This window comes from Kribbella sp. CA-245084, assembly GCF_050942355.1.
Lineage (GTDB): Bacteria > Actinomycetota > Actinomycetes > Propionibacteriales > Kribbellaceae > Kribbella.
On the sequence record NZ_CP192053.1, the window covers coordinates 7,465,932 to 7,478,968 of the forward strand.

The following is a 13,037-nucleotide window of genomic DNA, read 5'->3' on the forward strand; positions in this document are numbered from 1 at the left end:
ACCGGCCTTCGGCTTCGCTCGCGCTTTCACAGCGGGCTTGGACGGAGGGGCTGTCGTCGTCACCATCAGCTGATCGGCGCGCCCTGGTAGGTCTTCAGGAACGTGTCGATCTTCTCCGCCGCGTCGGCCGCCGCCTTGGCCGGATCGGCCGCGTTCAGCTGGCAGGCCTGGATCGCGTCGGCGATCGGCTGGTACACCTCCGGTGGGAACCGCGGCTCGGGCTTGCCGGTCGGCGCGATCTGGCTGACGAACTTCTTCAGCGCGCCGTCGGCGAACGCACCCTTCGCGTCCGCGGCCTGCTGAACCGACTTGCGCGGCGGTAGGTTGGTCTTCACCACAGTGTTCCACTGCCGCTGACGCTCGACACCGGCGGCATCGGTCGAGCCGAGCGCCCACGCGATGAACTTCGCCGCGGCCTCCGGGTTCTTGCCCTTCGAGTTGGCGACGAACGCCCAGCCGCCGAGGTCGGTGGCCGCCGAGCCGCCATCCGGAGTAGGCAGCGGAATGATGCCGTACTTGAAGGTCTTCGCCTTGGTCCGCATGTCCGCGACCGCCCAGATCCCGCTCTGCTGCATCGCGGCCGCGCCGGAGCCGAGGTTCGAGACCACGTCACCGCCGCCGTCGCCGAGGGCCTTGCGCGGGGCAACCTTGTTCTTGATCGTGTCGCCCCAGAACTTCAGTGCCTGTACGGCGGCCGGCGAGTCGAACGCGGACTTGCCGTCCTTGATCGCGTTGCCGTCGCCCTGCCACATGAACGGGTACCAGGTGAAGTTCTGGTAGTAGCCGGGCAGCGTCTCGAACATCACGCCGTACCGCTTGCTGTTGGTCAGCTTCTGCGCGACCGCGATGGTCTGGTCCCAAGTCTTCGGCAGGTCGGCCTCGGACAGGCCGGCCGACTCGAACGCGGCTTCGCTGTAGTATATCGCGAGCGGCTCGATCTCCATCGGCAGGCCGTACACCTTGCCGTCCACACTGCGCGCCTCCAGCAGGCCGGGCAGGTAGTCCTTCTTGGACTCGTCCGGCAATGCGGATCCGAGATCCTGCAGTACGCCGCCGTTGTAGTAGCGGAGGAAGTCGCCGGGGCTGATCAGGAAGATGTCCGGGCCCTGCCCCGACTGGAACGCGGTCTGCAGGGTGGTCCCGTTCAGGTAGTCCTTGCCGGGGATGTAGCGCAGCTTGACCTTGACGTCGTTGTTCTTGTTCCACTCCGCGACGGTGTCGACGAACCACTTGCTCTGCGGACCTTGGTCGTCGGAAGGGCCGTAGAAGTTCCAGAACGACATCTCCTTAGCGTTGCCGCCGGAGTCGTTGCTGCCGCAGGCGGAGAGCAGCGGTACGCCGGCAGCCGTCGCGGCGAACGCGCCCAGTCCGCCGCGCAGGACGGAGCGGCGGCTGAGCTGCCTGGCAGGGAAGGGTGTTGCGGCCATCAGGTGCTCCAGGGTGGTGTGTTTCGGGCGAGTGTTCGGGCGGCCGAGGGGCAATCGATTTCTCGCAATCTACGATCGGCGACGTTGTCGGTCAAGAGCCGACAGGATGACGATGTGACCAACCCTGCCGATTTCCCACGTGCTGGCAAGGGTTTCGACCTGCGTGCAGGCGTTGACACGGATCGGCCACGCTGCCTAATCTGCGGAAATCGATTTCTGAGATGAGAGGCGCTGGGATGCCAGTTGTGCCGAACCGTGCGTCCGCCCACCGCACGGCCGACGAGCTGTCCAGGGACCTGGTCGCACGAGGACTACAGGCGGCGCGCGACGCCATCGAGACCGAGGCCGCAGCAGTCTCGGCACTCGCGGACCGCCTGGACGGCGTCTTCCTCGACGTACTGCTCGCGGTCGCCCAGTGCGAAGGTCACCTGGTGGTGACCGGTCTCGGGAAGTCCGGTCTGGTCGGCCGGAAGATCGCCGCCACCCTGGCGAGCACGGGTACGCCGGCCACGTTCATCCATTCCGGCGATGCGCTGCACGGCGACTCCGGCGCGGTGACGTCGCGCGACATCGTCCTGGCGCTCTCGGCATCCGGCGAGACCGCTGAGGTGTGCGCGTTCGCGCGAATGCTGCGGGAGCGGACGATCCCCGTGATCGCGATGACCGGTCGGGAAGGGTCGACCTTGGCCCAGCTGGCGACGTACACGCTCGACACGATGGTGCTGCGCGAGGCGGACCCGTTGAACTTGGCACCGACCGCGTCGACCACGGCCTCGCTCGCGATGGGCGATGCGTTGGCGTGCGCTCTCGTCGTACTGCGGTCCTTCAGTCATCACGACTTCGCGCAGTTCCATCCATCTGGTGCCTTGGGCAAGCGTCTGGCGGAGGACCAGGCATGAACGATGTCTGCGTGCTGGGATCGTTCATGAAGGACCTGGTCGCGTCGGCGGAGCGGCGGCCGTTGCCGGGTGAGACCTTGCACGGCACCGGGTTCGCGGAGTTCCTCGGCGGCAAGGGCGTCAACCAGGCGATCGCGGCGGCGCGGATGGGCGCGCGGACGGCGATCGTCGGAACGATCGGCGAGGATCGGTACGGCGAGGAGTTCCTCGAGCTGCTCTCGTCGAACGGCGTCGACACATCGTGGATCGTGCGACACCCGTCTTTGGGCACCGGGGTCGGGCTGCCCCTCGTGCTGCCGGACGGCGGGAACTCGATCATCATCGTGTCCCGCGCGAACGCGGCGATCACCGCTGCGGATGTCGAGGCTGCGTCGGACGTGCTGACTGCGAGCAAAGTGCTGAGCGTGCAACTCGAGCTCCCGGTCGAGGCGAGCCACACCGCCCTCAGGCTCGCCTCGACCGCGGGCGTGACCACGATCCTCACGCCCGCGCCGGTCGGCCCGATCGATCAGTCGCTGGCGTCGTACGTCGACATCCTGGTGCCGAACGAGGTCGAGGCCGCGGCCCTCACCGGACTCGACTGCGACGACGAATCGCAGGTGCCGATGATCGCGCGCAAGCTCGCCGAGGACTGGGATCTGCGTGGTTGCGTCGTCACGCTCGGCTCGCGGGGTGCTTATGTCTTGGACCGGGCCGCGGGCTTCGAGGAACGTGTCGAGGCTTATGAGGTCGCGACCGTCGACACGGTCGGCGCGGGCGACGCCTTCTGCGGCACACTGGCCGCGTCGCTGGCTGACGGGGCCGGGCTTATGGACGCCGTACGACTCGCGAATGCGGCTGGTGCGCTCTCGACGACCGTCAACGGGGCCGCCGATTCCGCGCCTCCCCGTGCCGCTGCCCTGGCCCTGCTGGACTCCGGCGCATCATGAGATCCTTTGTGTCCGCGGGGCGCCGTTGCTCGGTGGTCCGTGGGCGCAACTGTGGGGATCGGAGTTAGAGTGCGATCCAAACGACCATCGGATCTCCAGCGGGGAGCGGGTATGACGACGATCTACGACGTCGCGCGTAGGTCGGGGGTATCTCCGGCGACGGTGTCGCGGGTCCTGAGCGGCCGGCGCAACGTGGACCCGGAGCTGTCCGAGAAGGTGCGCGCCGCGGTCGCGGAACTCGGCTACCGCCCGAACGGCGTCGCCCGGAATCTGCGCAAGTCCTCCACGAACCTGTGGGCCGTCGTCATCTCCGACATTGAGAACCCGTTCTTCACCTCGTTGGTGCGCGGCCTTGAAGATGTTGCGCAGACGGAGGGGTACCACGTCGTACTGTGCAATTCGGACGAGGACCCGGCGAAGGAAGCGGCGTACGCGTCGGCCGTGCTGACCGATCAGATGGCGGGTGTGGTGATCTCGCCGACGTCGACCGCGGAGGGCGTGCAGCTGCTGGCGGACGCGAAGATCCCGCTGGTGATGATCGACCGTCGGGTCGAGGGCGTCGAGGCTGACACGGTCCTGGTCGACAATGAGCATGGTGCCTTTGAGGGCGTCAAACACTTGATCGACGGAGGGTATCGCCGGATCGCCTGCATCACCGGTCCGCGCAAGGTGTCGACGGCGATGGATCGGCTCGCCGGGTATCGCTCGGCGTTGCGTGCTGGTGGGATCCGGTACGACAAGGATCTTGTGCGGCACGCCGACTTCCGCGAGGCCGGCGGGTACGCCGCGATGGAAAGCCTGCTCGAACTGGCCGATCCGCCCGAGGCCCTGTTCGCCACCAACAACCTGATGACCGTCGGCGCCCTGGAATGCCTGGCCCGCAAAGGCCTACGCGCCCCCAACGACATCGCAGTCGTTGGCTTCGACGACATTCCCTGGGCCGACCTCGTAGTCCCCAGCCTCACCACCGTCGCCCAACCCACCTACGAGTTGGGCCGCACCGCCGGCATGCTCCTCAAGGACCGCACGGCCTCCCCCGGCCGCCCACCCTCCACAGTCACCCTCCGCACCGAACTCCACATCCGAGCCACCTCAGCAGCCAAGAAGTAGCCCGACACCTGTCGAAAGGACACCGCTTCGCGGCGACTGTCTTATTGGCCGCCTCCGGCGGCGTGCAAGGATCGCCCCACGAAGCGAGTGCCCTGCCGGCAACAACTGTGGTGAGCGAGCGCCACAAGTCCGACACCGCTCCGCGGCGGCTGACATTTGGCGCCTTCGGCGCGAGCGGGACAGAACCACCAGGCGGACCCTCGCGGCGAGCAACTGGTGATGTGACGACCCTAGACCGGACACCGCTCCGCGGCGGCAGCTCTTTTGGCCGCCTCCGGCGCCGTGCCGGATCGCGCCACCAGGCGAATGCCCTGCCACTCCTTCGAGGCCATCACATGCCGGCGGCGCCGGGTTCGCACTACGGCTGCTGCATGCCCCAGCTGCGGATCATGGCCGCCAAGGCGAGCGCCGCCAAGCGTCCGACCTCTGGCCATCGTGGGTCCGCCATGAAGACGCTTGCGCCGACATCGCCATGCTCGGCCAGCAAGGCATCCAGGAGCTGCCCGAGACTCCGAAGTCGCTCGATCTCATCTCCCGCAACGAGCACGGTCCCTATCGACTCTGCCGGATCGGGCAGAACCGCTGCACCGTCGTACAGGACATGAACGTGGTAGTCGAACTCGTCGTACTGCCCGGGCTGGAAACCCTCCCCGCGGATCCACGCCCGCTCCTGATACTCGACGTCAAACAAGACAGCGAGCGTATCCAGCACATCACGCCGCATCCGCGGAAACCGAACCACATCCATTTCCGACTCCAACAGTTCTCGTAGCCCCCGGCCAGCGCCGGCTCGAGTAGACCATGAGTTCAGAAGAGGACTTTCTGTTCATCGTCCTCCGAAACCAATCCTCGGATCTGTTCTAGGTCTCCAGAAGGGCATCGTCGGCGACTCCCTCGTTCAGCGTGCGCTGGACCACAAGCCTGAGGCGCTCACGGCCGTCGCCGGCGGGCTCCACCGCAGCTAACATTTCATCACGGCGTTCGAAGCTCACGGGTAAACCCCAGTCCAGGAAGGAGCGGTGCGATGTACATCGGTCAAGCTCGAGCCCTCCAACCAGCTGACCAATTCTATGTCACGACGCTCGATCCGACTGCTCAGATCAGCTCCGCCAGCCAGACCAAACCGTACGAGGTCGCATTATCTGGCTCTGCAACGATCGCCTCGATCCACTCAAGACATTCGCTGAGCTGACCAATCGTGAAGTCCGACGGCTCGTGGACGACGCCGTACAACTGCTCCGCGGAAATCGCCCAGAAGTAGTCTTTGTCGACGGCAACAGACTCGCCCTCAAGCTGCTCGACGTGCTCCAGGAGCACTTTCGCGCTCCGCTTTAGCGTTGAGATCGGAATGCGCATCTGCTCGTCCACTATCCTCCGTTGATCTTATCGATTTCGCCAATCAACAATGCTTTTCGGAACTTCGGGAGGCGGTGCCAGTTCACTCCGTTGGGATGGGAGTTTTGCGGTGGTTGGCGTTGTAGCGAGCCTTCTTTTCGCGGTTGCCGCAGGTGTTCATGTCGCACCATTTGCGGGTGCGGCTTTGGCTGGTGTCGAAGAAGGCGGCTTGGCAGGTGGGGGATGCGCAGAGGGCTAGTTTTCCGTCTCGTTCGCCGGCGATGATGCTGATCGCGTCGGCGGCGATCACACTGAGGGCGTCTTCCACGGGGGAAGCCGAGTTGAGCTGCCAGCGGCGGTTGCCGTCTGGGGTCAGGATGGCCGCGGGTCGGCCCTGGGCGCTGAAGTCGTTGATGACTTGGACGGCAGGTTCAGGAAGGGCGTCGTGGATCGCGGCTGCGGTTGCGGCGGCGTGGATCGATTCCCTCAGTTGCCGGGCGAGGTCGAGTTGGGCAGCGGTGCAGGAGTCGACGGCGAGGCCGTTCACTGCGAGCCAGTCGGCGAGTCGTTGCGGCGTGGGGATGCGCTCGATGGGGTTGCCGTGACGCTCTGACAGCGTTCCCGTGAAGCTGGTCGCCAGCACGGTGCCGAGGCGGAAGTCAGGGAACTCAGCAGGCATGGAACCACCTTAGCTGGTTGCTTGCTGCTGCGAGAACGTGCAAGAACCGTCTTAGACGGTTCACACCAGTCCGCAGCCAGTTCCACGATGGCCAGGAGGTCTCATGCCCCGTCCGACCAGCGACGTACAAGCATTTGAAGCTCACGCAGCCGACGCTGAACTCGACGATCTGCGCGCGCGATTGGCAGCGGCGCGACTGCCGGAGGCTGAGACGGTCTATCGGGCGGCGCCCGATCCGCGTCGATGGGACCAGGGCGTTCCGCTCGCCGACCTCGTCGATGTCGTGGAGTACTGGCGGACCGGGTACGACTGGCGGTCGTTCGAGGATCGGCTCAACCGGATCGGCCAGTTCCGTACGACGATTGACGGTCTGGGGATCCACTTCCTGCACCGGCGATCCGCGCGGGCGGATGCCACTCCGCTGATCTTGACGCATGGCTGGCCGGGCAGCATTGCCGAGTTCATCGACGTCGTTGATGAGTTGGCGGATCCGAAGGATGCAGACGCGCCGGCATTCCACGTTGTGGTCCCGTCGCTGCCGGGCTTTGGGTACAGCGACAAGCCGACCGCCACCGGGTGGGGAACCGAGAAGATCGCGGCCGCGTGGGTGGAGCTGATGGGGAGGCTCGGCTACAACAGGTTTGCAGCTCACGGCGGCGACTGGGGTGGCAATATCACCACGGTGCTTGCCGGCAGGTTCCCGGCGTACGTTCTCGGCATCCACTCGACGTTCGCAGAGGGGCCGCCTGGGTTGTCGACGGACGGGCTGACGGCGGCCGAGCGCCAGTGGACCGAGGAAACGCACGACTTCTGGCACCACCGCGCGGCGTACGCGAAGCAGCAGGCGACTCGGCCGCAGACCATCGGCTATTCGCTCGTCGACTCACCGGTCGGGCTTCTTGCCTGGCTCCTCGACAAGTTCGCCGAGTGGTCGGACACCGAGGACAGCCCGTTCGAAACGATTTCCAGAGACCGGGTTCTTGACGACGTGACCTTGTATTGGCTCACACGGTCCGGCGCCTCCGCGGCACGCATCTACTACGAAAGCCACAACTCGCTTGATCCCGATCTGCGGGTCGACGTGCCGTCAGCGATCACCATGTACCCCCGCGACATCGAGAAGTATCCGCGCCCCTGGGCTGAGGAGCGCTACCGCCAGATCGTCCGCTGGAACTCACCCGAAGCCGGCGGCCACTTCCCATCGCTGGAGGTCCCCGACTATTTCGTCAAAGACCTACAAGAGGGCCTCGCCGCGGTACTGGCTGCTACCCGCTGAGCGCCTGTGCAGAACATCAGCGGCAGTTGTCTCAGTCGCCAATGAAGCGCAGCTCGGACGCCGAACCGAGGCTGCCCTTGTCGCACAGATCGGCGAGCTTCTCCAATGAGAGGCGAGCTTGCTCGAGAGCCCGAGGCAAGAGCCGCCGAACCTCGGCCGCCAAGGCACCAAGCTCATCGCGCTCGAACAGCACGTCTCCATAGGGATCCACGCGCCGGAGCAGCGGGAACCCAACCTCTTCGCCGTCCGGGACGGACGCCTCGATGTAGTCCCACCACTCCTCGGCCCCGTCGACCAGCCGGCCGTCAACCCAAAGCTCAATCCTGATAGTCATCGCAAATCATCTCTTGGAGTCAGGACCTGCCGGGTTCGTCCATGACGGCGTCAGGGATGCGGGTGGTCTGTAACAAAGGGCGACGTCGCGGGAAGACGTGACGATCAGCGAGTCTGGGAGGTATGTCGGGATGCCGTTCACCAGTTCACCGAGCGCGATCACCAGGTCGCCGGTGCCTTCGAAGGCGAGTGTTATGGCCCAGGGTTGAAGGCCGTCGGTGGTTTCCTGGTCGGCCCAGGAGGCGCCGATAAGCTGCGCGCCGAGGAAGGCTGTCCATCGTCGGGAGACGTCGACTCGTCGAGTCAGCGGTCTCGGCTCATCGGGTTCGTTGCTCAGTACAACCAACTGTTCGACGGGAGGGCGCAGGTCCCATCGGAGTAGGGCATGGGATGCGTCGAACGTCAGCAGCACCGCCATCGATACCTCGTCAACAGCGGAGTCGACGGATGGTTCGGCGTCCGACTCGAGGAGGTCGTAGTGGACTGCAGTGAGTCGGCGGCCGAGTAACTGTGGCTGTTTGGTGGGTGTCACTTCGTACGGAAGTCCTTTGCGTCGCTCCGCTGCAAGTACAAGCGGTTGGCTTCGAGGCTCAGGGCGTTGGGTATCGCAGTACCTTAGCGCCGAAGGGGCGAGTTTTGGGGTGCGGTGTCTGTTACGTTCTTGGAGGGAAACCCTTAGGAGCCCCCCGGTCGAGATGAGTCTGTTCAAGGCTCTCGGGTGAGGGAGGCGGGCCAGTGGCTGATGGTTGGTGGGGTTTGGGGGCTGCGGAGGTCGGGCGGCGGCTGGGGTTGGGTCGTGGGGTGGTGGAGCGGCTTGCGCCTGTTTGTTGGGTGGGTGGGCCGGAGGTGGTGTTGCCGTCGGATGAGGTTGTGGGGCGGCTGTGTGGGAGGTTGGCGATCGGGGTGGAGGATCGCGACTCGTTGCTGGCGGCTCGGCCGGATGCGGGGCGTCAGCCTGAGTTGTGGTGGGTGCTGAGCTGCTCTTATCGGCTGTTGCTGGCGCAGATGGGGCAGCGGCGGCGGGGCGATCCTGCTTGGGCGCCGTTGCCGGATGACACCGGGAGTGTCGGGCGGCACTTGTTCGTGTGGGCGTTCCTGGCGGTCGTTCCGCATGTGCGGGACTATCACGCGACGATCGGGCTCAGCGACGAGGAGTCGTGGGATTCGTTGCGGGCGCTCGGCGAGGAGTTGGCGTTGTCGCGGCGGCTCACTGGGCGGGCGGGGTTGGATGCGACCTGGGGCTTGCCGATGGTGTTCACAGGGGTTGGGTTCAGGCTTGGGAGGCTGGCGTTCGAGCGAGAACCGCTTCATATCGGTGGAGCTGCCAACGACCTTCTTCGTCCTGGCGAGAGCGCGTTGAACACACACGTCCCGGCGGGTGGCGAGCCGTTGAGCGACGAAGCGTGCGATACCTCATTCCGTCGGGCTGTCGAAGTTGTCGAGCCGTTTCCCGAGCGGGTGGTCGGGTTCGCGTTTCATTCATGGCTCATGGATACGCAGCTGGCGGAGTACCTTCCGGCGTCTTCGAACATCATGCGGTTTCAGCGTCGGTTCAGTCGGTTCAGTGAGCGGGTGGAGGCCGACTGGGCGCCGCTCGAGCATGTGTTTCACCGGCGGTACGACGGACCCGTCGTACCGCCGTCGCTTCTGGACGAGCTGCCTCAGCGGACCACGCTCGAACGCGCGATCGTGAGTCATCTGCGCGGCGGCGGCCACTGGTACAGCCAGACCGGCTGGTTCAGCGTCGCCGCTCGCTGACCACCGAGTCGTGGCGTTTGGTTGCTGACCCAGACGTCGAGTCGTGGACAGGGGTTGCGTTTTTCAGCCCTGGTCCACGACTCGACGGGCCGGCGCCTACGACAGGAGCTCGATTTGGGTGAGGGTTGTGGGGGTGGGGAAGGTCAGGCGGTAGTGGTGAAAGGCAGCCGGGTTGGGGATGGTGAAGGGGCGGGTTTGGCGCGGCCAGCGGAAGGACTGGTTGGTTCGGTTGTCGAGGACGGTCCAGGTCGTGCCGTCGAGCGAGCCCTCAAGGCGCCAGGTGGTGGGAGCGGACTCGAGGTCGGCTGAGGTGAGGGTGTAGAGGGTAGGCGTCGCGCGCGACGGGAGTGCCCAGGCGACGGTCTCGACCTCGGCGGAAGTGGTGGAGGTGTCGTCGAACAGGGGATTGTCGGGCTGACGTGGGATGAGGTCGACGAGTGGCTGCGGTACGGCGTCGTCGGAGGTGAGGGCCGGTGGGGAGTCCAGGGTGGCCCAGTCGGAGGGAGTGGCGCCTAGGGTGAAGTCGAGCTGGCGAGCGCGAGCCAGTTCGGCGGCGGCGATGGATGCAGTGGGCAACGGTTTGCCGTCGAGCGAAACCTCTTGGACGTAGGGGTTACCAACATCTGAGGCCGTCACCACAAGCGGCTCGCCGCCGAGGGGTGTGACGACTACGCGGGGGAAGAGCGGGGAGCCGATGGCGTACTCCGGGGCGCCGACGCGCAGCGGGTAGATGCCCAGGGCAGCGAACAGGTACCAGGCGGACATCTCGCCGTTGTCTTCGTCGCCGGGGTAGCCCTGGCCGATCTGCTCGCCGACGTACAACCTCTCCAACACTTCGCGGACGATGGCTTGGGTTTTGTGCGGGGCGCCGGCGTAGTTGTACATCCAGGCGATGTGGTGGGCGGGCTGGTTGCTGAAGCCGAACTGGCCCATCCGGACGGCCTGCGCCTCGAGCATCTCGTGGATGACGATCGAGTACGTGCCCTTCTTGACGGCGAGCTCGGGCGTGGAGAAGAACGCGTCGAGTTTGGCCTCGAGTCCGCGCGGACCGCCGTACAGGTTGGCCAGACCGCGCGGATCATGCGCGACGTGGAACGCGAAGTTCCACCCGTCGGTCTCGGTGAAGTCGCCGCCCCACTCCTCCGGGTCGAAGTCCGCAACAGGCTTGGCGAACGAACCGTCAGGCCGCCGGCCCTGGAAGAAGTTGACCGCGGGGTCGAAGAGCAGGACATAGTTCAGCGAGCGGCGGCGCAGGTACTCCGCCTCCTCGAGCAGCTCCTCACGGCGCTCGACAACAACGTCCGCCAACCGCGTAGCCATCGCGGCGAGCCCGAAGTCGTTCAGGTACGCCTCGAGCGACCACGACACGCTCTCCTCGGTGTCCGTGCTCACGTACCCGGCGAAGAACCCGGTCTCCACGCCCTTCCGCCCGACCTCGGTCGCCTCCGGCGCGACGGTCGCGTTCCGGAGCCCGGCGTCGTACGTCGCCAACGGGTCCGGCAACTCGACGCCCTTGAGATAAGCGTCGGCGAACGACACGTCCGAGCTCGTCCCGGTCATGCAGTCGGCGTACCCCGGCGACGACCACCGCGCGATCCATCCGCCGTCGCGGTACTGCTGCACGAACCCGTCGACCAGCTCGCCGGTCAACGCCGGATAGAAGAACGCGTACGCCGGCCACGCGGTCCGGTACGTGTCCCAGAACCCGCTGTTCACATACATCTTGCCCGGCTTCACGATCGCATTCGTCTCGACCGCGTTAGCCGCACCCGAAACAGGCAGCACCGGGCTCGCATACACATACGACGGCTCGGCAGCGGTCCCCGCGTTCTCGAAGTGCGAGTTCGGGTAGAGGTTGAGGCGGTAGAGGTTGCCGTAAACGGTCCGCAGCTGCTGCGGTGTCGCGCCCTCCGGCCGGATGACCGCGAGGCGCTCGTTCCATACGGCGTTGGCCGCGGCCTGGATCTCCTCGAACGTCCCGCCGAGCTCCAGCGACAGGTTGTGCCGCGCCTGGTCGACGCCGATGAAGGACGTTGCCATCCGCAACGTCACCTCGGGTACGTCGAAGCTCGCGGCCCGCGCGTTCTCGCGACCACCGGACGCCGCACCGAAACCGATCGGTGCCACCGAGAATTCGCCGTAGCAGAACATCCGCGTCCGCCCGGCCTCTGCCCCGTTCTCAACCCAGCCCGCGAGCGCGGTCCCGTCGTACGAGAAAGCGCCGTTCTCGTCGATCGTGTCGAAGACCAAGTGCCGCCCCGCAGCGTCGGCCGGGAACGTGAAGTGGAAGATCGCGCCGTGGTCGGTCGGCGCGAGCTCCGCGCGTACGCCGTTCGCGAGCTCGACCGAGTAGAGATCCGGCCGCGCGACCTCGTCGTCGTGGCTGAACGCGACCGCGCGCTCGGCCGGATCGCCCAGCGGCTCGGCCGCCGCGACCGGCATGATCGTGAGCTGATTGCGATCGCCCATCCACGGACTCGGCTGGTGCGAGAACGTGAGGCCCTGCAGCTCGGGGCGGTTGTCCGCGTTGTTGGCGCGGTGGTACTCGTACGGCCAGCGATACGTCGACGCGTTGGTCACCGGCGTCAGGAAGTTGAACCCGTTCGGCCAGGCGGTGATTGGCAGCGTGTTGCCGCGGGAGAAGTCGTGACTGGCGTTGGTCCCGCGACGAGTGTCGACGTACGCCGCGAGGTCCGACCCATCGGGCTCCGCCGACGCCGGCCCGATTTCCACGTCGTCGATCCACCCCGCGAACTCGTGCCCCGCGGAGGGCGCATCCACGACGAGCAGCACGTCCGCGATCGTCTTCCCGGCGTACGCGGTCAGATCAACCTGCACGTCGTTCCACTGATCGGCGTACAGAATCTTCGCCGCGCCCTGGCCCGCCGCATCAGCCGGCTTCCCGTACTGATCAGCCCCCGCCGACCGAACCCCGTCCGCGAAAACCAACTCCACCGCGACATAGGTAGCCGAGTAGCTCAGCTCGGCATCCAGCTCCGGATAGACCATGTACCGCAACCGATCACCGGCCTGGACCACTCCCCCGACCCCCGGCAGCACAACCTCCTGGCTCCCGCCGGAAGTCCCGGAGTACCGAGTCCCCTCCACACTGCTGAACCCAGCCCGCGCACTGGTCGGTCCACCTGGTCCACCACCGGTCTCAATGATCACGGCGCAATGTTACGTATCAGTGCGGCGCCGCGGGAGGAACGTTTCCATCGTGGACGACCTGCTAACCTCATGACTACGAGGCCTTCGATGGCCGCGGAGAGAACGCCAGGTCTGCTGTCA

General features: G+C 66.1%; 13 protein-coding genes. 5 read left to right on the forward strand and 8 right to left on the reverse strand.

The features are described from left to right. Positions 1-65: 65 nt before the first annotated feature. Complete coding sequence (locus tag ACQPYH_RS35430) at positions 66-1,427, reverse strand: ABC transporter substrate-binding protein (protein WP_432880525.1); 1,362 nt, start codon at positions 1,425-1,427, stop codon at positions 66-68. A gap of 236 nt (positions 1,428-1,663) precedes the next feature. Here ACQPYH_RS35430 and ACQPYH_RS35435 point away from each other — a divergent pair, with 236 nt between their 5' ends. The 3 genes from ACQPYH_RS35435 to ACQPYH_RS35445 all read left to right on the forward strand — a co-directional run bounded on the left by ACQPYH_RS35435 (position 1,664) and on the right by ACQPYH_RS35445 (position 4,365). Beyond that, positions 1,664-2,326 (forward strand): KpsF/GutQ family sugar-phosphate isomerase, encoded by a 663-nt coding sequence (locus ACQPYH_RS35435; protein ID WP_432880528.1) that lies wholly within the window; start codon positions 1,664-1,666, stop codon positions 2,324-2,326. Further along, complete coding sequence (locus ACQPYH_RS35440) at positions 2,323-3,255, forward strand: ribokinase (RefSeq protein WP_432880531.1); 933 nt, start codon at positions 2,323-2,325, stop codon at positions 3,253-3,255. Before ACQPYH_RS35435 ends, ACQPYH_RS35440 begins: the two co-directional genes overlap by 4 nt. A 111-nt stretch (positions 3,256-3,366) precedes the next feature. After that, positions 3,367-4,365: a LacI family DNA-binding transcriptional regulator gene (locus ACQPYH_RS35445; RefSeq protein ID WP_432880534.1), complete on the forward strand. Its 999-nt coding sequence runs from the start codon at positions 3,367-3,369 to the stop codon at positions 4,363-4,365. A gap of 358 nt (positions 4,366-4,723) precedes the next feature. Here ACQPYH_RS35445 and ACQPYH_RS35450 read toward each other — a convergent pair whose 3' ends face one another. The 4 genes from ACQPYH_RS35450 to ACQPYH_RS35465 all read right to left on the reverse strand — a co-directional run bounded on the left by ACQPYH_RS35450 (position 4,724) and on the right by ACQPYH_RS35465 (position 6,379). Continuing rightward, the gene (locus tag ACQPYH_RS35450; RefSeq protein WP_432880537.1) at positions 4,724-5,056 is read right to left on the reverse strand and encodes an SCO4402 family protein; all 333 of its coding nucleotides are present in this window, start codon (positions 5,054-5,056) and stop codon (positions 4,724-4,726) included. A 169-nt stretch (positions 5,057-5,225) separates the two neighbouring features. Beyond that, the gene (locus ACQPYH_RS35455; protein ID WP_432880540.1) at positions 5,226-5,357 is read right to left on the reverse strand and encodes a hypothetical protein; all 132 of its coding nucleotides are present in this window, start codon (positions 5,355-5,357) and stop codon (positions 5,226-5,228) included. A gap of 103 nt (positions 5,358-5,460) precedes the next feature. After that, positions 5,461-5,733, reverse strand: a complete 273-nt coding sequence (locus ACQPYH_RS35460; RefSeq protein WP_432880543.1) for a hypothetical protein — start codon at positions 5,731-5,733, stop codon at positions 5,461-5,463. A 70-nt stretch (positions 5,734-5,803) separates the two neighbouring features. Next, a complete protein-coding gene (locus ACQPYH_RS35465) occupies positions 5,804-6,379 on the reverse strand; it encodes a CGNR zinc finger domain-containing protein (RefSeq protein WP_432880546.1) in 576 nt (191 codons plus the stop codon). A gap of 103 nt (positions 6,380-6,482) precedes the next feature. Here ACQPYH_RS35465 and ACQPYH_RS35470 point away from each other — a divergent pair, with 103 nt between their 5' ends. After that, the gene (locus ACQPYH_RS35470; protein WP_432880549.1) at positions 6,483-7,655 is read left to right on the forward strand and encodes an epoxide hydrolase family protein; all 1,173 of its coding nucleotides are present in this window, start codon (positions 6,483-6,485) and stop codon (positions 7,653-7,655) included. Positions 7,656-7,686: 31 nt separating this feature from the next. Here ACQPYH_RS35470 and ACQPYH_RS35475 read toward each other — a convergent pair whose 3' ends face one another. Both ACQPYH_RS35475 and ACQPYH_RS35480 read right to left on the reverse strand, forming a co-directional pair. Next, positions 7,687-7,989: a hypothetical protein gene (locus ACQPYH_RS35475; protein ID WP_432880552.1), complete on the reverse strand. Its 303-nt coding sequence runs from the start codon at positions 7,987-7,989 to the stop codon at positions 7,687-7,689. 6 nt (positions 7,990-7,995) lie between these two features. Beyond that, positions 7,996-8,406, reverse strand: a complete 411-nt coding sequence (locus ACQPYH_RS35480) for a hypothetical protein (RefSeq protein WP_432880555.1) — start codon at positions 8,404-8,406, stop codon at positions 7,996-7,998. Between the two features lie 485 nt (positions 8,407-8,891). Here ACQPYH_RS35480 and ACQPYH_RS35485 point away from each other — a divergent pair, with 485 nt between their 5' ends. Further along, positions 8,892-9,746 carry an acyltransferase domain-containing protein gene (locus ACQPYH_RS35485; protein ID WP_432880558.1) on the forward strand — a complete coding sequence of 285 codons (855 nt, stop codon included), beginning with the start codon at positions 8,892-8,894 and terminating at the stop codon, positions 9,744-9,746. A gap of 96 nt (positions 9,747-9,842) precedes the next feature. Here ACQPYH_RS35485 and ACQPYH_RS35490 read toward each other — a convergent pair whose 3' ends face one another. Further along, complete coding sequence (locus ACQPYH_RS35490) at positions 9,843-12,917, reverse strand: GH92 family glycosyl hydrolase (RefSeq protein WP_432880560.1); 3,075 nt, start codon at positions 12,915-12,917, stop codon at positions 9,843-9,845. Positions 12,918-13,037 lie beyond the last annotated feature (120 nt).